Origin of the sequence: Nocardioides humilatus, from assembly GCF_008373755.1 — a bacterium.
In the GTDB taxonomy this organism is placed as follows: Bacteria; Actinomycetota; Actinomycetes; order Propionibacteriales; family Nocardioidaceae; genus Nocardioides; species Nocardioides humilatus.
Genome location: NZ_VUJV01000008.1, coordinates 164,915 through 188,684, shown reverse-complemented (window position 1 = coordinate 188,684; position 23,770 = coordinate 164,915). Strand labels below are relative to the sequence as shown.

The 23,770-nt window shown below is 67.7% G+C and carries 15 protein-coding genes and 1 pseudogene; 15 read left to right on the top strand and 1 reads right to left on the bottom strand.

The annotated features are described in order from the left end of the window. From F0U44_RS20250 to F0U44_RS20200, 12 genes and pseudogenes are all read left to right on the top strand, one after another. Positions 1 to 1,371: a flavin monoamine oxidase family protein gene (locus F0U44_RS20250; RefSeq protein WP_149730189.1), complete on the top strand. Its 1,371-nt coding sequence runs from the start codon at positions 1 to 3 to the stop codon at positions 1,369 to 1,371. A 2-nt stretch (positions 1,372 to 1,373) separates the two neighbouring features. Next, positions 1,374 to 1,832, top strand: a complete 459-nt coding sequence (locus F0U44_RS20245) for an SRPBCC family protein (protein WP_149730188.1) — start codon at positions 1,374 to 1,376, stop codon at positions 1,830 to 1,832. 2 nt (positions 1,833 to 1,834) lie between these two features. Next, complete coding sequence (locus tag F0U44_RS20240; RefSeq protein ID WP_149730187.1) at positions 1,835 to 4,003, top strand: aldehyde dehydrogenase family protein; 2,169 nt, start codon at positions 1,835 to 1,837, stop codon at positions 4,001 to 4,003. Between the two features lie 573 nt (positions 4,004 to 4,576). Next, positions 4,577 to 5,851: a GDSL-type esterase/lipase family protein gene (locus tag F0U44_RS20235; protein WP_188113585.1), complete on the top strand. Its 1,275-nt coding sequence runs from the start codon at positions 4,577 to 4,579 to the stop codon at positions 5,849 to 5,851. Positions 5,852 to 5,933: 82 nt separating this feature from the next. Continuing rightward, positions 5,934 to 6,122, top strand: a pseudogene (locus F0U44_RS23830) (LysR family transcriptional regulator); the annotation flags it as partial. 39 nt (positions 6,123 to 6,161) lie between these two features. Further along, positions 6,162 to 6,887 carry a LysR substrate-binding domain-containing protein gene (locus F0U44_RS20230; RefSeq protein WP_223163768.1) on the top strand — a complete coding sequence of 242 codons (726 nt, stop codon included), beginning with the start codon at positions 6,162 to 6,164 and terminating at the stop codon, positions 6,885 to 6,887. Positions 6,888 to 7,248: 361 nt separating this feature from the next. After that, positions 7,249 to 8,199, top strand: a complete 951-nt coding sequence (gene sph / locus F0U44_RS20225) for a sphingomyelin phosphodiesterase (RefSeq protein WP_149730184.1) — start codon at positions 7,249 to 7,251, stop codon at positions 8,197 to 8,199. 27 nt (positions 8,200 to 8,226) lie between these two features. After that, the gene (locus F0U44_RS20220) at positions 8,227 to 9,744 is read left to right on the top strand and encodes an aldehyde dehydrogenase family protein (protein ID WP_149730183.1); all 1,518 of its coding nucleotides are present in this window, start codon (positions 8,227 to 8,229) and stop codon (positions 9,742 to 9,744) included. A 28-nt stretch (positions 9,745 to 9,772) separates the two neighbouring features. Beyond that, positions 9,773 to 10,726 carry an alpha/beta hydrolase gene (locus F0U44_RS20215; protein ID WP_149730182.1) on the top strand — a complete coding sequence of 318 codons (954 nt, stop codon included), beginning with the start codon at positions 9,773 to 9,775 and terminating at the stop codon, positions 10,724 to 10,726. Next, positions 10,723 to 11,757 carry an NAD-dependent epimerase/dehydratase family protein gene (locus F0U44_RS20210; RefSeq protein WP_149730181.1) on the top strand — a complete coding sequence of 345 codons (1,035 nt, stop codon included), beginning with the start codon at positions 10,723 to 10,725 and terminating at the stop codon, positions 11,755 to 11,757. Before F0U44_RS20215 ends, F0U44_RS20210 begins: the two co-directional genes overlap by 4 nt. A gap of 134 nt (positions 11,758 to 11,891) precedes the next feature. After that, positions 11,892 to 14,078, top strand: a complete 2,187-nt coding sequence (locus F0U44_RS20205; RefSeq protein WP_188113584.1) for a neutral/alkaline non-lysosomal ceramidase N-terminal domain-containing protein — start codon at positions 11,892 to 11,894, stop codon at positions 14,076 to 14,078. Positions 14,079 to 14,460: 382 nt separating this feature from the next. Beyond that, positions 14,461 to 16,908, top strand: a complete 2,448-nt coding sequence (locus tag F0U44_RS20200; protein ID WP_188113583.1) for a hypothetical protein — start codon at positions 14,461 to 14,463, stop codon at positions 16,906 to 16,908. A gap of 36 nt (positions 16,909 to 16,944) precedes the next feature. Here F0U44_RS20200 and F0U44_RS20195 read toward each other — a convergent pair whose 3' ends face one another. Further along, entirely contained in the window at positions 16,945 to 19,002 is a 2,058-nt protein-coding gene (locus tag F0U44_RS20195; RefSeq protein WP_188113582.1) for a heparinase II/III family protein, read from the bottom strand. Between the two features lie 139 nt (positions 19,003 to 19,141). On the opposite strand from F0U44_RS20195, the gene F0U44_RS20190 reads away from it, so the two are divergent. The 3 genes from F0U44_RS20190 (at position 19,142) to F0U44_RS20180 (ending at position 23,769) form a co-directional block, all read left to right on the top strand. Next, a complete protein-coding gene (locus F0U44_RS20190) occupies positions 19,142 to 21,319 on the top strand; it encodes a Calx-beta domain-containing protein (protein ID WP_188113581.1) in 2,178 nt (725 codons plus the stop codon). Between the two features lie 9 nt (positions 21,320 to 21,328). Next, a complete protein-coding gene (locus tag F0U44_RS20185) occupies positions 21,329 to 22,234 on the top strand; it encodes a patatin-like phospholipase family protein (RefSeq protein ID WP_149730176.1) in 906 nt (301 codons plus the stop codon). A 107-nt stretch (positions 22,235 to 22,341) separates the two neighbouring features. Further along, entirely contained in the window at positions 22,342 to 23,769 is a 1,428-nt protein-coding gene (locus F0U44_RS20180) for a glycosyltransferase family 2 protein (protein WP_149730175.1), read from the top strand. The last annotated feature ends 1 nt before the right edge of the window (position 23,770 follow it).

Below are 23,770 nucleotides of genomic sequence, written 5' to 3'. Positions count from 1 at the left end.
ATGGCCGCCAAGCTCGACGTCGTCGTGGTCGGTGCCGGACTGGCCGGGCTGACTGCGGCGCGAACACTTACGGCAGCAGGACGCAGCGTCGTCGTGGTTGAGGCGCGGGACCGCGTCGGTGGTCGGACCCTCAACCACGACCTCGGGGATGGTCAGGTGGTGGAAGCCGGAGGGCAGTTCGTCGGGCCGACCCAGAACCACATCCTGAAGCTGGCCGGGGACCTGGGCATCGACACCGTCGCGGCCAACACTGTTGGCGACTCTGTCTATGTCCACGCCGGCAGGTCCCGGCGCTTTTCTGGTGAGATCCCGCCAGACCTGTTGGCACTCCCTGACCTGGCGCTCACGATGCGCCGCATCAACCAGTTGGCAGCGCAGGTTCGGCTGGATGCCCCGTGGAAGTCGCCGGATGCCGCCAAGTGGGACTCGATGACCTTCGAGAGCTGGATTCGGCGGAACACTGTGACGACGGGTGGTATTGACCTCGTCAACGTGTTCCTCGGCTCGGCCTATGGAGGCGGTGCACAGGACGCGTCGCTCTTGTTCAGCCTGCACTACATCGCCGGCATGGGCGACGAGGACAACCCTGGCACGATCGAGCGCGGCATCGGAAACGAGGGTGGCGCCCAGGAGTCCCGCTTCGTCGGCGGCTCGCAGCTGGTGTCGATCCGGGCCGCAGAGCAGCTCGACGACCGCGTCGTACTCGGCTCGGCGGTCCGAGCGATCGAACAGGACGCGACTTCCCTCACGGTACGGACCGACGACCGGTCCTGGGCCGCGAGCCACGTGATCGTCGCCGTGCCTCCGGCGCTCGCCGCGCGGATCGCCTGGAACCCCTTGTTGCCGGCGCAACAGGACGCACTCTTCTCGCGGCTCACCTTCGGCACGCTGATGAAGTGCGAGGCGGTCTACGACGAGCCTTTCTGGCGTCAGGACGGCCTCTCCGGTCAGGGCGTCTTCCGCTCCGGATCGCCGCTGTGCTCCATGCACGACAACACGCCGCCGAGCGGTGGTCCCGGGGTGCTGATGGGCTTCCTCGGCGGGGCCCAGTGGCGCCGCTGGGCGCACCGACCCCCGCGGGAGCGGCGTGCCGCCGTACTCCGTAGCTTCGCCGAGGTTGCCGGCCGGAACGCACTGCGGCCCACCGACTACTTCGAGCAGGACTGGACGACAGAGGAGTTCACCCGGGGCGGGCCGACAGCGGTCGCCGCGCCGGGCACGGTGACCGGCTTCGGTGAGTGGCGCGACCGGCCGTTCGGGCGGGTGCACTGGGCCGGCGCCGAGCACTCCGACTACTGGAACGGCTACATGGATGGTGCGGTGCGATCCGGCAAGGACGCCGCGAACGCCGTACTCGAGCAGGGAGACTGAGAATGACGACGATCGAGGTCAGCGAGACCGCGACCCTCGCGGTGCCGATCGACCGGGTGTGGGAGGTCGTGAGCAACACCGCCCGATACGCCGACTGGGTGCACGGCGTGGTGGAGGTGACCGACGACCACGGACCCGCGACGGTGGGCAGGACGTACTCCGAGGTCAACAAGTCCGTGGGTCCGCTCACGATGCGCACGACGTGGACCGTCCGTGAGGTCGACCCGCAGCGCACCCGCGTGGACACGGGGGTCGGCCTGGCCCCACTGCAGAACTTCGTCAACGTTTTCGACTTCCGGGCGAACCGCGACGGTGGCACCGAGATGACCTACACGGCTCGCTACAGCGTCGGTCTGGGTCCTGTGGGCGTGATCCTCGAGAGGCTGCTGCGACCGGGCATGCGGCACGGATTCCAGACCTCGATGCGCAACCTCGAGGATCTGATCACGGCGGAAGGCTGACCATGACGGTTTCCGGCGAACCACGCCCGGCCGCCAAGGCGGGCGTCGACGGTGCGGCCGTGGCTCGCCTTCGCGAGGTGTACGACGCGCAGCGGGCGGCCTGTCTCCGGGAGAGCTACCCTTCGGCGGCGGTGAGGCAGGAGCACCTGGGCGCGCTGCGGGCCGCTGTGCTCGCACACCGTCAGCAGATTCGGGACGCTCTGCGCAGCGACTTCCAGGTGGCTCCGGACGCGCTGACCGACCTCGTCGAGATCCTCGGCGTCCTGGGGCGTGCACAGTTCGCCGAGGAGAACCTCGAGAGCTGGATGAAGCACGAGGACCGCGTCACCGACGCAGGGCTGCTCGGCAGTGCTCGGGCTGAGATCAGGCACCAGCCAAAGGGCGTGGTCGGCAACATCGCGGCCTGGAACTTCCCCTTCGACCTCACCCTTGGTCCGCTCGTGGAGATGCTGGCCGCGGGCAACCGAGTGGTCATCAAGCCATCGGAGATCGCGCCCGCTTCCGCGGCCCTGGTCCAGGAGATCCTGGCAGGGACCTTTGACGAGGACCACGTAGCCGCGGTGAACGGCGGGCTCGAGCTGGCGCAGGCCTTCGCCTGCGTGCGGTGGGACCACCTGCTCTACACCGGGAGTCCGGAGATCGGCCGTCAGATCGCGACGGCGGCTGCGCAGAACCTGGTGCCGGTCACCCTCGAGCTGGGTGGGAAGAACCCGGTGATCGTTCACGCGGACAGCGTGGATGACGACACTATCGAGCAGATCCTCGGCGTCAAGATGATCAAGAGCGGCCAGCTGTGCATCACGGCCGACTACTGCCTGGTCCCTCGCGCACAGGTAGCCGACTTCGTGGCACGAGCAGAGAAGTTCGCAGCCACCAGGACCCCGGCCCACACCTCCTCGAGCGACAACACCGGCATCGTCAGCGACCGTCATCTGGACCGGCTCCTGCGACTGCGCAGCGAGTCGTCCGCAGCGGGCGCTCAGGTCGTCCAGCTAGATCCAGCCGCGTCCGTCGATCGCGCCACTCGGCAGATGCCTATGTCGCTGGTCATCGACCCCGCTGACGACGATCCAGTGATGACTGAGGAGATCTTCGGCCCCCTGCTGCCGATCAAGCCGTACGACTCCCTCGACGAGGCCATCGCCTACGTCAACGCGCGCGAGAAGCCGCTGGGGCTCTACGTCTTCGCCAAGGACCTCGCCGTTGCCGAGGACGTCCTGGTCCGCACCTCGTCCGGCGGCGCATGCGTGAACACCGCTGCGGTCCAGGGCTCTGTCCCCTCGCTCGGCTTCGGTGGCATCGGCCGCAGTGGCAGCGGCCGACACCACGGCATCGACGGCTTCCGGGAGTTCTCCAACCCACGTGGCGTCGTCGTACGCGGCCAGGGGGACCTGCTGCCCGCGCTGTTCCCGCCGTACGCCGAGCTCGCGGAAGCGGTCGCGACGGCAGCCTTTGAGGGGCACGGCGCTCCTGTCGCAGCCCCCGGAGCGTCGACGCAACCGCGCCCGAGGTCGTCGTTCGACCGTGAGCGCGACGAGGTGGTCAACGCCTGCCACCGCTTGACCGAAGCCGGCCTGCTGATCGGGACGTCCGGGAACGTCAGCGCTCGCTACGGCGACCTGGTCGCCATCACGGCGACCGGAGTCGTCCTGGGCGAGGCGCGGCCCAGCGACGTTACGATCATCGACCTGGACGGTGAAGTGGTCGCAGGCGAGCTGGCGCCGACCTCTGAGCTCGACCTCCACCTGAGCATCTACCGAGCCCACAACGCAGGCGCTGTCGTGCACACCCACGCACCTGCCGCAGTGGCCGTGGGTGTCGTGGTCGACGAGCTTCCCGTCCTGCACTACTCCCAGCTCATTCTCGGCGGGTCGATCCGGGTGGCGCCGTTCCACGCGTTCGGCACGGAGGCCCTGGCCGAGGCCGGGACTGACGCGCTGCGAGGGAAGAACGCCGCCCTCCTGGCCAACCACGGAGCCATCAACTACGCGGCGACCCTCGACAAGGCGGTCGAGAACGCCGAGCTCCTGGAGTGGTGCTGTGCGCTGAAGCTCAAGGCGTCCCCGCTGGGGGCACCGCGCGCTCTCACCCAGGAGCAGCAGGAGGACGTCATCAACATCGCCGTACGACGTCGGTACGGCCAGACGCATCGCCTACCAGGTCAGGTCTGAGGTCCTGACCCACCCACGCATAGCGCATCCAACTCGACGACCGAGGCGGACGGATCCGCACCACCTCCCCAGGAAGCGTGGGCCGGACCACCATCCGCGCTCTCCGTGCCAGGAGCGGTCGAGCAAGCACGGAGCCGGCCCCGTCGCTCGGTGCAGCGGCCCAGCTGCCGACCCAGGTCACCGAGCTCGGGCTGCGGCTGGGTCAGCTGTGGATCGGCGGGAGACGACAGCGACGATGGCGCGCAGGAGCGTGCGGATCGATCTGTGCAGACGCATGGTTGTCGGGGCCGAGGAGAGACACCAACGTGCGTCTCGTTCACACGTCGAAAACCAAACAAGGGCCAAACTCGTGCATGAGCAAGGAGGGGCCGAAAACTCCAACAACGGGAGTGCGTGAATGAGGTCGGAATTGGTGTTTCCCGCATGGTGCGCAGTGCCCAAGACTTCCAACGTCTGCGCGAGGTCGGCACTGATCTGGATGACGTGTCGCGAGGAGTCAGCGGTCTGCCGAGGGAGTCAGGCCTGACCCGTAGGAGTTCGCACAGATCGGAAACCACGTCTGAGGGAGTGTCTGTGCGAGTCAAGGTCTTAAGTCTCACGCTCATGCTGGTCGCCGGTGCGACCGCTCTAGCCCCACCCATCGCCCAGGCGGCCGATGTGCCAGGGCCGGGAGTGCACCACTACGTCGCGTTGGGGGACTCGTTCACGGCCGGGCCGTTCATCCCCGGATGGGCCTCGGTCGACTGCGCTCGGTCGAACAACAACTACCCGACGACGCTGGCTGTAAAGCTGGGCCTGTACTACGAGAACGACCGGTTCACCGATGTCTCGTGCTCCGCCGCCGACACGACGTCGATGGAGGGGGACTTCACCACCGTGTTGGGCACTAACCGGGGGCCCCAGCTGGACGCAATTCGCCCTGACACGGATCTCGTGACGCTGGGCATCGGTGGCAACGACGAGACGTTCTTCGGGACCTTCGTCGACACCTGCGCGGACCTCCAGAACGACGACCTGACGGGGAGCCCGTGCCAGCAGGCCAACACGGTCAACGGCGTTGACCAGCTCGCGATGATCCTTCCGCGCACTAAGGCCCGCGTCGCCCGGGTGATCCAGGCGATCAAGGAACGCGCGCCGGGTGCCCGGATCGTGGTCGTGGGATACCTGCGGGTACTCCCCGCGGATCTGACGCCCTGCGTCGACGTGCCGCTGTCGCCTGGCGACATCGAGTGGTTCGACGGACTGGAGCGCCAGCTGAACGGTGTCCTGAGCAGCGCTGCGAGCGAGAACGGGGTGACGTTCGTCGACACGTACGGGCCGGGTCTGGGTCACGATGCATGCGCGGGTGACGACGCCTGGGCCCAGGGTGTCTACACCGATGTCTTCGAGGCAGGCGCCTGGCACCCGCTGAAGGCCGGCATGGATGCTGTCGCACAGCTCGTCTATGACAAGCTCAACGGGATCGACCTCGCTGCGGGTCACCTGGTGACCGCCTCGTCGACGGAGAGTGGCTACGCGCCTTCCAAGGCCCTCGATCGTGACCCGTACACCCGGTGGGCCAGCTACTACTGGCGCGACAACGAGTGGCTCAAGGTCGACTTGGGGTCGAAGAGGACCATCCGACGTCTGGAGCTCAACTGGGAGTACGCCTACGCCAGGGGCTACCGAATCGAGGTCTCCACCGACGGCAGCACCTGGCGCACCGTCTGGTCGACCATCAACGCCGACGGTGGTCACGACACTGTGAGGTTCGTGCCGACCGCGGCTCGCTACGTCCGTCTCGTCGGGGCCAAGCGCGGGACGCGGTACGGTATCTCGCTTTACGACCTCGAGGTGTACAACTCCTAGGGGCATTCGTGCGAAGCCGGCCCGACGCGATACCCGTTGGGTCGGCTTCGCTTGTCGCTAGGCGCTTGTCAGGACGGCTAGTATCCGAACCATCACTGATCTGCACACGCGGAAGCTCCGCCAATTCGTTGTCGTCGCCGAAGAGCTCCACTTCAGTCGGGCGGCGGCGAAGCTCTTCATCGCTCAGCAGGCTCTGAGCCGGCAGATTCGCGAGCTGGAGGACGAGCTCGGGACGCCACTCTTCCTGCGCAGCACCAGGAAGGTCGAGCTCACCCCGGCTGGCACGGTGTTTCTGGAGAGTGCCCGCGCGGTGCTCGAGTCGTTCGATCGCTCGGTGGCTCTGGCTAGGCGCGTCGGCAGCACTCCGGTTGCCACCGTGAGAGTGGGTGCCTGTGTCGGCGGCGCTCTGGAGCTGACGGCCCCCATCATGAACGAGTTTCGCGAGCGCTACCCCGAGGTGGTGCTGGAGTGGCGCGAACATGCCGTCGTCGACCCGTCGGCAGGGCTCGTAGACGGTGCCTCAGACATTGCGATCGTCCGCTTGCCCTTGTCGGCTGAGGGCATCGAGAGTGTTGCCCTCTTCAACGAGCCGACGGTCGCGATTGTCGCCATCACACACCGTCTGGCCGGCCGGAGGTCCGTCGTGATCGGAGACCTATTGGAAGATCCGATCACGGTGTCGGCCTCGGGGGACGACGCCTTCCGGGCCTTCTGGAGCCTGGAGGCCTATCGAAGAGGCATTCCGCCCAAGGTCGTCACGATTCACTCGGTGACCGAAGAGGTGCAGGTGGTGGGGACAGGGGCAGCAATCGCAGTGACTGCCGCTGCCACGACGCGCTACGGCTCGCATCCGAGCCTGCGGTTCCTGCCAGTGACCGATGCTCCACCGTCCACGGTCGCGCTGGCCTGGCGCACCGACACCGTGGGTCCCCTCGCGAGGCGCTTCCGCAAGGTTGCCCTAGCCGTACGTGACCGCGAGACAGCCATCCTGCACTCGATCGAGCACCCGGCGGATCTATACCCCGGACACCCCTGAGCGCGGCGCGGGACCGGGGCTCAAACTGAAACCTATTCGAGTTCGATTTCGCTCAACGTGAAGCGGGAGTGCGCACCGTGCGCAGGACCACGCGAAGAGGCGGGACCATGACTTCGTTCAGGCGGGACGTGGACGTCCTTGCCTGCCGAGGAGCGAGACCAGGGCGTCTCAGCGAGGTGGAGGTGATGGTGCGCAGCTATCAGGCTGGTGCTGCTTCACAACCAAAGTGTGTTGATCGTAGGGATCTCGGTGTTTCCCTCGGCCCGGGTCGGTCGTGAACGCTTGCCTTTGGCTGCCGCGTTCGATCAGCCGTTTGCGAGGACTGCAGGCTGACGGACTCAGAAGACGTGAGAGGCACATCATGCGACTGCACACCACCCTGCCGGCCCTTGTGCTGGCAATCACGTCGGCGATCTTCGGCGTCCCGAGAGCCCAGGCTGACGGCCTCGCCGCGGCGCACATCAGGGTGTTGACGCACAACGTGATGCTGATGAACCCCATAGCGGGAGACTTCGGCAATGCCACCCGAGCCGACCTGATCGCTGAGGCGGATTATGTTCGCGGCTATGACGTGGTGGCCTTCCAGGAGGCCTTCGACAATGGCCCGGTGGACAGGCTCACGGCGCGGCTCAGGCCGGAGTACCCCTTTCAGACGCCGGTCCTCGGCCGGGGGACCGCAGGCTGGGATGAGTCGACAGGGCCGCTGCTGTGGCCCTTGCGGCCCGAGGACGGTGGCGTCGCGGTGCTCAGCAAGTGGCCGATCCTCCAGCAGGTGCAGCACATCTACGACATCGGCTGCGGCTTCGATGCCCTTGCGGCCAAGGGCTTCGTGTACGTCCAGCTCAACGTCCGGGGGAAGCGGGTCCACGTCGTGGCTAGCCACACCCAGGCCGACGACTCCTTGTGCATCTTCCGCTCCCCAGCGCAGATCAGGGCCGCACAGTTCGCGGCCATCGACCGCTTCCTGGATGCGCGAAGGATCCCGGCGGACGAGCAGGTGATCATCATGGGCGACCTGAATGTGGTTCGGTCCAGTCCCGAGTACGCATCCATGCTGAGCGTCTTGGACAGCGTTGCTCCCACGTCGTACGGCGGGAGCACCACGAGCTTCGATCCCGAGACCAACTCGCTCGCTGCGGCACGGTATCCCGGTGAGCCCGGTCAAGACCTCGACTACGTGCTCCAGCGGCGCACCAACCAGTCGCCTGGGGCCTGGCCGAACAGGGTGCTGGCAGCCAAGGCGCCAGCCTGGAACCTGGGTGACGTGACCTACCACGACTACTCCGACCACTACCCGCTCGCGGGTGGATGACCAGTCGGTCGAAGAGAGGAAGACGATATGAGCGCCGGCTTGATGCGAGTGGCAGCCGAGGACATCCCGGTCGAGAACCCCTCGACGGGCGCATTGGCGGGATCAGTGTCCAACATGAACGAGACCGAGGTCGAACGGCTGGTCGCGGTCGCCCGGGCTGCGCAACCCGCATGGCAGGCGATCGGCTTCAAGGGGCGTGCTCGTCATCTCAGAAGCATGCAGCGCTGGTTCGTGGACAACATCGACCGGGTCGCGACGACCATTCACGAGGAGAACGGCAAGTCGCTGGACGAGGCCGCCATCGAGGCCGTCTACGGTGCGATCGCCTCAGCGTTCTGGGCACGGAAAGCGCACAGCTACCTAGCCGACCAGAAGGTGCGGAGCCGCTCGATCCTCGTCTTCGGGCGGTCGATGTTCATCCGCTACGCGCCAGTCGGCGTGGTTGGCGTGATCGGGCCGTGGAACAACCCGCTTCTCAACAATTTCGGAGATGTGATCCCTGCCCTCGCGGCCGGCAACACCGTCATCCTCAAGCCTTCGGAGGTGACACCGCTGACGACCCTGTTGATGGTCGAGATGGCCAAGGAGATCGGCTTGCCGAGCGGCGTCTTCCAGGCAGCCACCGGCGATGGCGCAACGGGAGCGGCACTCGTCGAGAGCGTCGATGCTGTCATGTTCACGGGGTCCACGCGCACCGGAAGAAAGGTAGCGGCGCGATGTGGCGAGAGGCTCATCCCGTGCAGTCTGGAGCTCGGCGGGAAGGACCCAGCGATCGTCTTGGCCGACGCCGACCTCGACCGTGCCGCCGCCATGATCGTCTTCGGATCCATGCACAACAGCGGTCAGACCTGTACGTCGATCGAACGCGCGTACGTCGAGGCGCCCGTCTTCGACGAGTTCGTCGCCAAGGTGACGGACCTCTATCGGAGTCTGCGACTGGGCGAGTCGACGGCGCTCGGCAGCTCGGACTGCGGTTCTCTCACTTTTCCACCGCAGCTCGAAACGATCACCGGACACGTCTCGGACGCGGTCAGCCGCGGAGCCACGATTCTGACCGGCGGTCACGTGCAGCCGGGCGTTGGCAGGTTCTTCCAGCCGACGATCCTTGTTGATGTGACCCCCGACATGGCCTGCCTGAGGGAGGAGACGTTCGGTCCCACCTTGCCGATCGTCAAGGTCGCGGACGCCGAGGAGGCGATCCGCCTCTCGAACGCCTCCCCGTACGGTCTCCAAGCCTCCGTCTACACGAAGAACAAGCGAGTGGCCGAACGAATCGCACGCAGCCTGGAGGCCGGGACCGTGACGATCAATGACTCCCTGGCGAACTACTTTGCGCTCGAGCTGCCGATGGGAGGGTGGAAGGACTCGGGACTCGGGACCAGGCACGGCGCCGACGGCATCCGGAAGTTCACCAAGCGCCAGTCGGTGATGCGCACGCGATTCCCCATGAAGAAGGAGCTGCACGGCATGCCCTTCGAGGCCAAGAACTCCCGGCTCCTCCGGCGGATCGTCGAGATCGCCTACGGACACCCACGCACGTCATGAACTCCAGTCCGGCGTTTGAAGGGATGGCATGACAGTCCGCAAGTCGTTGAGACTACTGCTTCGGCTCGCCTCATGGGTCGAGTCGTCCGACTCGGCCCGGCCGGTCGAGCAGCGTCGTGCCAGTGCCGCCGCAAGCCCCCTGCAGATGCGGACCGTCATGCGCCGAGCGCGTGGGCCGCTGTCGATCACCGATCACCAGGTCGAGCTCGGGGACCGAACGATCACCGTGCGTGTCTACCGCTCGCCCGGACCGCAGCAGCGGCCCGCCCACGTGTTCCTCCACGGCGGTGCGTTCTGGCTCGGCAGCGTGGCGGAGTACGGTCCGCTGTGCCGCTGGTATGCCCTCAAGGCGGGATGCGTGGTCGTGTCGGTGGACTACCGCCTGGCGCCCGAGTCTCCGTACCCGGCAGCGGTAGAAGACGCCTATGCCGCACTGCGATGGGTCTTCGACCAGGCGGAGATGCTCGGCGTCGACGCCCGCGCCATCTCCATCGGGGGCGTCTCAGCGGGCGGAGGGATCGCTGCCGCCACGGCCATCGTCGCTCGCGACCGTGGAGGGCCCGCCTTGCGCTTCCAGCTCCTGGAGATTCCGGTGACTGATCTGACCCTCAGTCAGCCGAGCACCCAGGAGTTCGCCGAAGGGTTCCTCCTGACGAGGGCGGAGTTGTGCGAGGGCTATGGGTTCTACGTGCCTGACCCTGGCCGTCGTACTGACCCTTATGCCTCGCCGTTGCTGGCCGCTGACCTGAAGGGTCTGCCTCCGGCCTTCATTCTGACGGCGGAGTGCGATCCCCTCAGAGACGAAGGGGAAGCATACGGGCGGCGGCTCGAGGGCGCGGGGGTCCCCGTGCGCGTGCACCGGGCCTCCGGACATGTGCACGGGTCGACGTACCTGACCAGGTTCATGCCGTCGGCCCGTGCAGCACTTGCCGCCACCACAGCCGCACTGGCTGAGGGCCTCGCCACGAAGGAGCTCCGATGACGCCCGTCCTGGTCACCGGTGGTGGCGGGTACGTCGCCTGCCACCTCGTGCGACAGCTGCTCGAGCGCAACATTCCCGTGCACACGACGGTTCGAGATCTGACCAATCGCGCCAAGATGCAACCGCTCGCCGCGATGAAGCTGGAGTTTCCGGGCCTGCTGAGGTTGTTCGACGCAGACCTGATGGTCCCTGGTTCCTTCGCGAAGGCGATGGCCGGCTGCGAGGTTGTGCACCACGTCGCCTCGCCCTTCCTGATGCCCGAGCGGATCACCGACGGCCAGCGGCAGGTGGTCGACCCCGCTGTCGCGGGCACCAGCAACATCCTCGACACCGTGGAAGAGACACCGAGCGTGACCCGGGTCGTCCTCACCTCGACGGTGGGAGCCATCTTCGGCGACTACGTCGACGTGCTCGCCATGAAGGATCAGGTCCTCAGCGAGGCGTACTTCAACACCACCAGCACGGTTGAGAACAACCCGTACCACTACGCCAAAGTGAAGGCCGAGCGCCTCGCCTGGAGGTACGCCGAGGCGCAGGACCGCTGGCGGCTGGTGACGATCAACCCCGGCCTGATCCTCGGCCCGTCGCTGACCCCGGCCTCCGATTCGGGCAGTCTGTTCCTGCTGAACGAGCTGCTGCGCGGCGATTTCTTCTACGGCGCACCGGCTTTCTCGTTCACCACGGTCGACGTACGCGACGTGGCCCTCGCACACATCCGTGCCGCGGAGCTCTCTCACGCACACGGCCGCTACATCCTGGCGCAGCGGACGATGACCTCGATGCTGGAGATCGCGCGCTTGGTCAGGCCTGTCCATCACCGCAAGCGGGCCCTTCCCCGATGGCGCATCCCGGACGTCGCTGTCCGGATCATAGGACCCCGGTTCGGTCTGACCCCCGACTACATCGCCAAGCATCTCGGCATCGAGTTCACCGTCGACAACCGGCGAAGTGTCGACGAGCTCCAGATCCAGTACCGGACGACCGCGGAGACGCTCATCGACCACTACCGAAGCTGGGCGGCGCAGCAGTGACGACTACACACCACTGACTCACCAGACAGGCCACCATGCAACCCCGAGAACCTGAATGTCGCGGAAGGCTGAACCCAATGGGCTCGCGTTACAGATCCACAATCCTCGGCCTTGTCGCCGCTCTCACCCTCACCGTGACGGTCGGCTTGCCCAGCCATGCCGATCCGCGCGAACCGGGCACCGTCTTGAAGCGCGCGGGGCAAACTCTCCTGGTCGGTGCAGGGCAGGCGGACATCACACCGGTGACCGGGGGGTTCAAGGGTGGCTGGGCGTGTTCCTGTGCGAAGGCGCTGGGTCAGCACACGCGGCTCTACGCCAGGGTGATCGTCCTGCAGCAGGGAGGCCGCAAGGTCGCCCTGGTCGCCGAGGACCTCGCCTTCCTCAGCGCGGGCATGATCCGGGACGCGGCCGCCCTGTTGCCGGGGCGCGGCTTCTCCGAGCAGAACATCATCGACTCCGCAACGCACACGCACGGTTCGCAGACGGGCTTCATGAACTTCGGCGCCTACAACTCGGTGCTCCCGGAGATCACGAACCTCACCGAGTTCAACCTGACCGAGACGGCCGCCGACCCGGCGATGTACAGCTTCATGACCCGGCAGCTCGCCAAGGCGATCCGGCAGGCGGACAGCTCGCTCGCACCCGGGGCTATCGGCTGGGGACGCACCACCCTGTCCGGCCTCACCGAGAACCGCAGCCTCGAGGCGCACCTCGCCGCGTACGGCATCGACGAGCCGCCCGGCACCGGCAGCGTGGACCAGGACCCACAGGGATACGCCGGGACGATCGACCCCGCGGTCGACGTCCTCCGGGTCGACCGCGTCGTCAAGGGGAAGCGCCGCCCGATCGCCGTCTTCACCACGTTCGCCAACCACGGCACCGTGGTGAAGGAGAACTTCCCCTACTACACCGCCGACCACCAGGGTGCCGCCGAGCGCGTGCTCGCAGACTCGATCCGGCGCACATCACATCTGAAGCCGACCGCCAAGGTCGTCACTGCGTTCGCCAACAGCGACGCTGGTGACATGTCGTCGGGCCTGACCTACTCGGGCCCAGCGGACGCCGAGCTCGTCGGGCGGCGGGAGGCCGCCGCGATGCTGCGCGCCTGGCGCCAGGCGGGTCACCACATGATGCGTCACCCGGTCATGGACCTGCGCTGGACCCGGCTCTGCATGTGTGGGCAGTCGGTGGACGGACATCCGACCGACACCACCCCGATCCTAGGCCTTGCGCAGGCCGCGGGATCCGAGGAAGGCCGCACCATCTTCAACCAGCTCGGCCTGGCCCACGAGGGAGTCAGCCGACTTCCGCTCGGCCTGGGCGCGCAGGGCCGAAAGATCGCCCTGCTCCCCGAGAAGGGCGAGATGCCGCAGGACGTCCCGCTCACCGCGCTGCGCCTCGGCGACCGCATGCTCGTCACCTGGCCGGGGGAGGCGACCGTCGGCGTCGGCAAACTGGTGCGCAACAGCGTTCTGGCGACCACAGCTGCCAGTGGGATCAAGCAGGTCGTCTTCACCGGGTACGCCGGCGAGTACCTCGACTACTGGACCACTCCCCAGGAGTACGAAGCCCAGCACTACGAGGGCGGGTCCACCGTCTACGGTCAGTACGCCTCGCTGCTGGTGCGCGACGCGATCGTCGACCTCGCCGGCCGGCTGGTCCGGGGACAGGCCGCCCCGGCACCACATCCCTTCGACCCCAACAACGGGACCCACGTCTCCGCCGCCGACTACGGTGCCGGCGCGGGCCAAGGCGTCGTCACCGGGCAGCCCACCGACGCGACCCGGCTCGGCCACCCGTCGTTCTCCTGGACCGGCGGGGCCAACGGCATCGACCGTCCGGTCGGCCGCGCCTTCGTCCGGGTGCAGCGGCAGACTCCCCGGGGCTGGGTCACGATCTCCGACGACCTGGGCCTGCAGATGCTGTGGGGCGTCGACGCCGCCGGGCAGTACCAGGCCCGTTGGGAAGTACCGCTGGACGAAAAGCCCGGTGCCCATCGCTTCCTGATCACGGCCAAGCGATACACACTCGCGTCCGCTCCGTTCCAGGTGGGCAGAGGCGCCGTGCTGTTGCCCGTGGTCACCTCCGGCAACGCCGTACAGCTGATCTACCCGCCGTCACAGGTCAACGTCGACTGGACCTACCGGCCGGCGATGGCGCCGACGGGCAGGATCACCTTCCTGGTCGACGGCCGAACCGTCCGGGTCAAGGGCGCCAACGGCCGGTTCCGCATCCCGGCGGGGGCGCACGTGTCGATCCCGGCCGGCGCTGCACGCGACGCCAGCGGGAACCGCAACCCGGAGGAGCACGTGATCCGCTGACCCACCGGTGGTCGCCACCGCCGTGCCGCAGATATTCCCCAAATATTCGGTCTGATTCCGGCATACGCCGTCTCACCAGCTCAATGACCATCTGGGCGGAATGCGACGTGCGTGCAGGTCAGAGCAAGGATGCGCATGAACTCGCCAGACGGCTGAGCCGATGCGCTAGAACAAGGGGTCGCAGGTTCAAATCCTGTCAGCCCGACCGAAAAATCTGCAGGTCAGAGGCCGTCTCCGTGATCGACGGGGCGGCCTCTCGCCGTTTTCGATCTTGGTGGCAGACCGAGGGATTTCCCTCTTGACCCAGCGTCGCTGGCGGACCATGTTGGGGCCAACGCGGATCGGGCCGTAGCCCAGTTGTCCCTTCGAAATGGGGTTCGAAGTGAATCGGTCCGCTCCAGTCCGTGTCCTTCTCGTCATCTTCACCGCGCTGATCCTCGCGATCGTCTCGATGTCGATATCGCCTGGCGCATCGCCGGCAGCGGCGAAGCCTGCGCCGTCGGCGAAGGAGAAGGTCAAGCCGAACTCCTCCCAGAAGGTGCCTGCGGCGCTGAAGAAGGCGATCGCCAACATCGTCCAAGACGATCGCCACAAGGTGCTGCAGAACAGCGGGACGACGGGGAACGGGCACTTCCAGTTCGGCTACTCGGTCGCCATCAGCGGCAAGTGGGCGATCGTCGGCCTGCCCGACGCCACGATCTCCGGCGGAGGCAACAGCGGTGAAGCGCTCGCCTTCCAGCGCGTCGGCAACGACTGGAAGATGCGCCGTAACTTCAATCTCTTCTCCTCCGGGCCGGGCGACCGTTTCGGCGAGTCGGTGGCGATCTCCGGCAACTACGCCTTCATCGGCGTCCCCGGCTCCAACTCGAATGGCGTCGACGCCGGTCGCGTCGAAGCCTGGAAGCTGCTGGGCGGCGCGACGTGGGACCGCCTCGACTGGAACCTCCACCCGGACGTCCCCACCCCTGGCGCGCGCTTCGGATCGTCGGTGAGCCTCACCAGCTCGGTAGGCGTGATCGGATCGCCGAACCTGGGCAATGGCGCGGTCGACCTGTTCGTTCGCGGCGGCAAGGTGTGGGACTGGAAGTCCCAGGTCGCTCCGGGCGACGTGTCTGCCGGCGCGCGCTTCGGCGCGAGCCTCGACATCGATGGTTCCTACGCGGTGATCGGTGCGCCTGATGACAGCAGCGGCGCCGGTGCTGCGTTCATCTACAAGCGCAGCGGCGACATCCTGTTCGAGACTGCGATCCTCGCCCAAGACGGAGGTCCCCAGGCGGGCAGCCACTTCGGCGACGACGTCGCCATCGACGCGCGGTGGGCCGCGGTGACGCAGCCTGACTGGACCGACGGCACCCGCAACGGCAGGGTCCACTCCTACCAGCGGTCGGGTTCTGCCTGGCCCGAGAAGGCGACCATCACATCGACCCCAGGCGTCGACTTCGCCACCGCCGTCGACGTGGACGGCACCAACGCGCTCGTCGGCGAGGACGGCGACACGGTCGTGCCGTTCACGAAGGCGTCGATCGGCACGTGGACGCGGGGCACAGATGTCTCGGTCGCACCCGATGACGTCGCCGTCCCGGTCAGCGCCCTGGCCCTCTCCGGGAAGTACGCGCTGTACGGCTCGCCGTTCACGCCGGGCATCTTCGGCGAGTCGAACATCGGGGCGATCGGCGGTCTGACCCAGGCGAGTGGCGTCTGGAGCCGGACCGACCGCATCCAGATCCCGTCCCCCCAGGTGGGCGAGCAGTTCGGCTACTCGGTCGCCTACGACGACACCGGGACCCTCGCCCTCGTCGGGGCACCGGGCTCGAACGGTGGCGCGGGCGCCGCCTACCTGTTCCGGAGCAACGGCGAGCTCATGTGGCACCTCCAGGAGCGGTTCGTCGCCGACGTGCCGTCGCCGGGTGCTGCCTTCGGCTCCTCGGTGGCGATCAAGGGTGACTACGCGGTCGTCGGTGCACCGGACGAGGGGAGCGGAGCGGCGTACGTCTTCTTCCGCGACGGCACGGCGTCGGAGTGGACGAGCCAGGCCCGCCTCGCGCCGTCAGCTGGTGAACAGGACTTCGGACGCTCGGTCGCGGTCGACGGCAACTACATCGCCGTGGGCGCTCCCGGGCACGTGTTGGCCCAAGGAATGGCCGTGGTCTACCTCCGCAGTGGTGTCGCCTGGAACCAGCAGGTGAGCTTCGCGCCGGGCGGGGCCGTGCCCACCGACGACTACGGACGCGACGTCGCGCTGGAAGGGACCAACCTGGTCGTCGGCGCTCCGGGCACTGCCGGTGGCGGTGCCGCCTACGTCTGGGTGCGTTCGGGCACCACGTGGCCGTTGAAGACCGTGCTCACAGCGACGGGATCGGTGGCCGGCGACAAGTTCGGCTACGCGGTCGACATCAGCGGCAACCGCGTGGTGGTCGGCGCCCCCGACCGCTCCGTGAAGGGCGGCGCCTTCGTCTTCACGAAGGCCAGCAGCGGCCCCTGGCCGGAGGCGTCGTTGTTCGTGCCCGCCGTCTCCGTGGATCTCGGTTGGGACGTGGCCATCGACGAGGATCGGGTCTTGGTGGGCGACCCGCTCGGGCCCAACCCGTCCGACTCGGCCGGTGGTCGTGCCCTCCACTACCGCCTGTCCGGGACGTTCTGGAACAACGACGTCACGCTGACCCAGAACTACACCAACGACCTCGACAACGACTCCCAGTGCGGACTCTCGGTCGATCTGGCCCACACGGCCACGGTCAACGCGGGCGGCAACGACTACGGGCTCGTCAGCTGCCCGAAGTTGGACTCAGCGGTGGGCGAAACCGGACACACCTTCGTCTACTACCCGTAATCGGACGGTGAGGTGCCGCTCTTCGCCCCGTGCGGGTCACGGGGCGAAGAGCGGCAACGTCTGGACGCCGGAGGGGAGTGCGCCGTCGAACGACCCGGCGGCGCCCGTCAGGCGGAGCGTCCCGCCGACGGAGTCGCGCTCGAAGCGCACGGTCGCGGTGCCACCGGACGCGAGGGAGATCGTGACGCCGTCCTTGGTGCCCTGAGGGTCGGCCGCGATCGATGTCGCGGCGCCGTCGACGCTGATCACGTTGAGGAACTCAACCTGATCGCCACCGGGGACGGACCAGGCCAGGCGGAACCCACCGAGGTAGTCGCTGTCGACGTTGGTGAGGTCGGAGACCTTCGACGTCGCGGTCGCCGGTACGACGCGTCGGTCGACGAGGCGGCCGCCGTCCCACGTCGCGGTGTTGCCGCCGCTGACCGTCGGGCGGAACGGTGAGTTGAGGAGCCACTGGTAGGACGTCCCGGCGTCGGCCTCGACGCGGTCGTAGACGACCACCACACCGGGCTTGAGGTAGACGACCTCGCGCTGCAGCTTCGTGACGGGCTCGTCGCCCGTGCTCGGGTGGGTGTAGAGCGACGTGGCGTCGGCGGCCGCGTAGGTGAAGGAGTCGTCGTCCGCGAGTCGGAGCACCTCGGCGGTGCCGTCCCACTGGGTCAGTGGGTCGCCGCTCTGGACGATGTCGACGAGGTTGTGGGCGGACGTCTCCTGGCGCAGGCCACTGTGCGAGTCGATGTTGGGGTCGTAGGCGAGCCACTCGTCGTCGTACACCAGGAAGGACAGCTGGTCCTGGTGCGCGTGCGACTCGGTGTGCGGCCCCATCGCGTATTCGAGCCAGGTGGCGCCCGTCGTCCACCCGGACCGGGCGAACAGGTGCCCCACGCCATCGGCGAAGTAGGTGGAGTTCAGCGACGACAGCGGCGCCTTGGTCGTCGGACCGCCGCCGAAGAGGAAGTCGTAGACGTACTCGAACTGCTGGGTCATCTTGGGCACCGAGTTGCTCGACAACCAGGTGCGGAGGGGAGCGGTCAGCGGGTCGTCGGGGTAGAGCTCGGCGAGCGCGAGGCCGTATTCACGGTGGTAGTCGAAGAGGCTCGCCGTGCTGTCGCGCGCGTGGTCGCCGATCGGTGCGATCCGGTCGAGCGTCGGCACCGTCGCGTGCATCAGGTAGGCCATCGAGAGGCGGGCGTGCGAGGTCAGGTCGTCGATCGACTCGCCGGTGCTCGCCTCCCAGACGTCGTAGAGCCACCACAGCGTGCGCATCGCGGTGCCGTAGCCGGTGCCCTCGCGCGAGCCGCCACCGTGGAGCTGCTCGGCGAACGTCGGGACGAGCAGGTCCTGGATCTTCGCCTTGCGGAACTTCGAGATCCAGCGGCGGGCGTCGTCGTTCTCGCCCTTGGTCGCGAGTCCGAGGAGCTCGGTCGCCTCGAGGAACGAGTAGAAGTAGTTGTTCGACGGGTTGTCGATCGACCAACCGCTCCACGGCACCACGCGGCCGCCCCATTTCGCCTGCTCGGGATGCCAGACGTTCCAGACGGCCTGGTTGGCGAACCCGATCCACCGGGTGCGCTGCTTCCGGGTGATGGCGCCGAAGCACCAGTCGTAGGTGAGCGCGATGTCGGCGATCCGGGGTCCCACCTCGAGATAGCTGTCGCCGGCGATGAGCGGCACGTCGCCATCAGCGATGAGCCGCCGTTCGGCACGGACCTGCCGCTGTACGCGGGCGACCGCGTCGGTGCAGTACTTCGCATCGCCGGTCAGCGCACCGAGCAGCGCGGAGTACCACGCGTGGTAGTCGTAGATGTCCCCGCTGCCGCTCAGGCCCAGCGCGCTGTTGACGAGCTTGCGGAAGCGCACGGCCGCTGGGGCACGGTCGGCGAGGAGGCCGCGCAGCCGGGTGGTGTTGGCGGCGTTGAGGTAGACCCGTGGGTGCGCGGCGGCGTACGACGCCTCCGGAGCGCCCTGTGAGGAGACCCGGGCGCCCGGATCCGCGTCAGGGTCCGTCGGCACGGCGCAGGTCGCGGTCGCCAGGCTGAGCGCCAGTAGATGTGCCGCAGCTCCTGCGCCCAGCGCGCGCGATCGTCGTCCCACAACTCCATGATTGCCCTCGAGGGCTGGCCAGGGCAGAGATCGAGGGTTTTCCCTATTGCTCGCATTCCGGGCGGAGGTGCAGTGTGGCCGCAGGCGGACCGGGCCGCAGCCCACCTGTCTCTTCGAAATGGGGTTCGAAGTGAACCGCTCAGCTCCCGTCCGCATCCTTTTCGGTGCGCTCTTCGCGATGTTCATCGCGCTCGCCTCGTTAGCGGTCGTGCCGTCACCAGCGAACGGTGATTCCAACGAGGGCACAGCCAACATCGATCCGGACTACCGGACCAACGCCGGCAAGATCGCCGCCGGCGACGGGCACACGTGTGCCGTTGCGGGTCCGGACGCGCACGTCTACTGCTGGGGCTGGAACGGCGCCGGGCAGCTGGGCAACGGCACCACGATCGACTCCGCCGAGCCCGTGCAGGTGAAGCTTGCAGGGGAACCCATCGAGGGAGTCGTGGACCTCACCGCGGGCGGCAACTACACCTGCGCGATCTTCGAGAGCGGCCTCGGTCGCTGCTGGGGCGGCGGCGGCGCCGGCCAACTGGGCACGGGATCGACGGGGTCGGTCTCGCACCCCGTCGCTATCGCGGGTAACCACTTCTTCACCGGCATCTCGGCGAGCTACACCACCACGTGCGGGACGACCGCGACCCAGCTCTACTGCTGGGGCAACAACGAGAGCGGCCAGCTCGGCCAGGGCGACCTGATCGAGCGCGACGAGCCCACGCTGGTGAACATCTCGGGCACGCCGGCGAGCGTCAGCGTCGGGGCCGGGACCGTTTGTGCGACCAACACCGCCAAGGACCTCTTCTGCTGGGGCTCCAACAGCCACGGCCAGGTCGGGATCGGCACCACCGGATCGGACCGGACGACGCCGCTGCAGGTCAGCAGCCTCACCGATGTGGAGGCGGTCACCAACGGTGCCGCTCACACGTGCGCGATCTCCTCGGCAGCCGTGGGCGCTGGGACCTACTGCTGGGGCGCCGGCAGCGACGGTCGGCTCGGCCGCAACTCGACCACTCCCTCGAACATTCCGGTCCTGATCTCCGGCCTCGGCGTCGCTGACCGGGTGATCAGCGCCGATGGCAACCACACGTGCGTGACCGACGCGGCCTACCTGCGCTGCTGGGGTGACAACCAGTACGGACAGCTCGGCAACGGCACCACGACGGACTCGCTCGTCCCGTTCCAAGTGCCTGGCTACACCGCAGAGGTCCCGACGATCACGACCGGGTACGACCACACCTGCGTCCAGTTCCAGTCGGGCGCGGTGGACTGTTGGGGGCAGAACGATCGGGGTCAGCTCGGCAACGGGACGACCACGAACTCGTCGACCGGAGTGCACGCGCTCCAGGGCCCCGACGTGTTGACCAACGTCGTGATCACCCCCGACGACCATGCGCTGAACGTCGCTTGGGATTTCCCTGACGAAGACGGTGTGCCGATCACCGGCTACCACCTGAAGGACCTCAACGGGGCCTTCGACTTCGTGACGCCCAACGGCGCGGGCAACAACCGCACGATCGAGAACCTCGTGGAGGGTCAGAGCTACCGAATCTCCGTGAGCGCCATCAACGACGTCGGGGAAGGCCCTGCCGTCGTCATGCCGCCGGTCGTCATGGACTCCGGTCCCTATGTCGAAATCAACGACTATGCGGCCTACGAGGGCGACTCCGGCCGCCAGACGCTGATCTTCAGCGTCCACAGGTTCGGCACCAGGAACGCCGCCGTCCAGGTGCGGGTGTCGACCTCGGACGGCACAGCGATCCAGCCGGGCGACTACGTGAAGCGGTCGACCGTCGTGAAGTTCAAGCCGTTCGAGACGGTCAAGGAGTTCCAGGTCAAGGTGAAGGGCGACAAGCTGGTCGAGGACGACGAGTCCCTGAACGTGACCCTGTCGGAGCCCGTCGGTGCGCAGATCTGGGACGGCTCGGGCACGGGGACCATCTGGAACGACGACGCGGGCGTCAAGCCGGCATTCGTGGTCGACAACGTGAACATGGTGGAAGGTGACTCGGGTTCCACCAACATGATCTTCACGATCACCCGCACGGGCAGCAGCGCCGCCAAGGGCTCGGTGCGGTGGCAGCCGCTGGGCCTGGCGATGAACGCGACCGCTGGGGAGGACTTCGCGGCCAAGAACCCGACCAAGGTCAGCTTCGCTGCTGGGGTCACGTCCAAGACGGTGAAGGTCAAGATCTTCGGCGACACCGACGTCGAGGCCAACGAGTACTTCCAGGTGGTCCTCTCCGACGCGGTCAACGGCGACCTCCCGTTCCCCAACTGGGGTTACGGACAGATCCTCAACGACGACTAACCTGACGCCATGAGGGCTCCGATGACGAGGAAGGCTCTCGTCATCGGAGCGGGCGGGGTCACCGGGCTGGCGTGGTCGAGCGGCACGCTCGCGGCGCTGGAGGCACAAACGGGTTGGGACCCGCGCACCGCAGGCGTCGTCATCGGGACGTCCCAGGGGTCCTACCTGGGCGGTCTGCTCGCCAGCGGGATCAGCACCGCTGAGCTCACCCGGTGGTACCGCAAGGAGCTGCCGGACACGCACCCGCTCCGGACCCGTGCGGAGAGCCGGCCCGCGGCCGCCGTACGACGTCGACGGATCCCCGTTCCGGCGTCGCCCGCCCTCGTGGCGCGCTTGGGCCGGATCTCGACGTTGGCTGCGCTGTCGGGGCTGGTGCCCGCGGGCGGCGGGTCGCTCGATGCGTTCCTGGCTCCGCTGGCGGCACTGGCCGGAACGACGGACTGGGTCGACCACCCTGACTTCCGGGTGACGGCACTCGACTACGACAACGGACGTCGCGTCGTCTTCGGTGCACCCGGACCGGACCGGCCGCCGGCGCTGGAGGCGGTGCGGGCGTCGTGCACAGTGCCGGGAGGGTTCCCGCCGGTCGTGATCAACGGTCGTCGCTTCATCGACGGCGGCGCTCACTCGACGACCAACGCCGACCTGGCTCTGAATGCCGATCTCGACGAGGTCGTCGTCCTCGCGCCGATGGCGGGGGAGGGGCGCGGGCTGTTGCGCGGATTCGCCAACCGGCACCTCCGGGCGGAGGTGGCGGCTCTGCGCTCGGCCGGCGTGGCCGTCCGGGTGCTCACTCCCACCGCTGAAGACGTCGCCGTGATGGGCGCGAACCCGCAAGACCCTGCCCAGCGGTTCCGGATCTTCGACACCGCGCTCGCGAGCGGTCCACGCCGCGTCGAACGGGCCTACCGCTGACCGATCGCCGAGCCGCCTAGTCCCAACGGGCCGGGTCAACTTCGACGGCCGGTCAGAATGCGTCGGACCCCCTCGGATCTGCGCTCGGGTTGGGGGACGATGCCGAAATGGGCAGGTACCAGCGCGCCGCAGGGCTGCTGATCTTCGGGGCTGCCGCGACGGCTGCGCTGCTGCTCGTCGCGGCGGTGTCGCGGTCACCCCGTGATGTGTTGGACGACCCGGGCACCATGATCGTCGGCGGTGGGTTCCAGGTCTTCTACGACGCCAGCGGGCCGTCCTGGTTCACGATCCTCCTCGCAGCGAGCCTGGCGGTGTTCTTCGCCTCGGCCGTCTCCTCGCTCGAGCGGATGGTGACGACCCGTTCGCGTCGCAGTCGGGGCGACTTCCGGACGCCGCTGGCTCCCAACCACGTCATGGACGCGACCCGCGGTGTGTTCGCGGGGCCGGTGACCCTGACCGTCCTCATCCCGGCCCACAACGAGGAGTCGTGCCTGGCGGCGACGATCACCTCGCTGCTGGGACAGAGTCGACCGCCCGAGCGGATCATCGTCGTCGCCGACAATTGCACGGACGGCACAGTCGAGATCGCACGGGCGGCGGGGGTCGACGTCTACGAGACGATCGGCAACCGCGACAAGAAGGCGGGCGGACTCAACCAGGCACTCAAGGGGTTGCTGCCGCACCAACGCGACAACGACCTGGTGATGGTCATGGACGCCGACACCGTGCTGGGCGCCGGCTTCCTCGAACGGGCGGTGCAGCTGATGACCGCCGACCGTGCGCTCATGGCGATCGGGGGACTCTTCTACGGCGACCCCGGTGGCGGTCTGCTCGGCCAGTTCCAGCGCAACGAGTACACCCGCTATGCGCGCGACCTGCGTCGACGCCGCGGGCTGGTGTTCGTGCTGACGGGCACCGCATCGATCTTCCGACCTCGCGCGCTGTGCACGGTCGCGGCTGAGCGAGGTCGGTTGCTCCCGGGCGTCCCGGGCCAGTACTTCGACACGGTCGCGCTCACCGAGGACAACGAGATCACCCTGGCGCTGAAGTCGCTGGGCGCGCTCGTGATCTCACCGGCCGAGTGCACGGTCGTCACCGAGATCATGACCACGTGGCGTGCCTTGTGGGTGCAGCGGCTGCGCTGGCAGCGTGGCGCGCTGGAGAACCTCGGCGCCTACGGCGTGCACGGACAGACGTGGCGCTACTGGTTGCAACAGCTCGGCCTCGGCTACGGAGTCATCGCGCTGACCGGCTACCTGTCACTGATGGCGGTCACGGCGGCCTCGGTCGACACGGTCATCTGGTTCCCGTTCTGGCTCGGCATCGGCTCGCTCTTCGCTGCCGAGCGCGCCATCACCGTGTGGCGGGGAGGTTGGCATGCGCGGTTGCTCGCCATCGTCATCTTCCCGGAGCTTTTCTACGCGTTCGTGCTCGCCCTGATCTGGCTCAAGGGGGTGCTCGACATCACCGGCGCCAGGGCCGCTGCCTGGCACTACGCTGATCGAGCCGAGCCGTCGCTCGAGCTGAGGAGCTGAC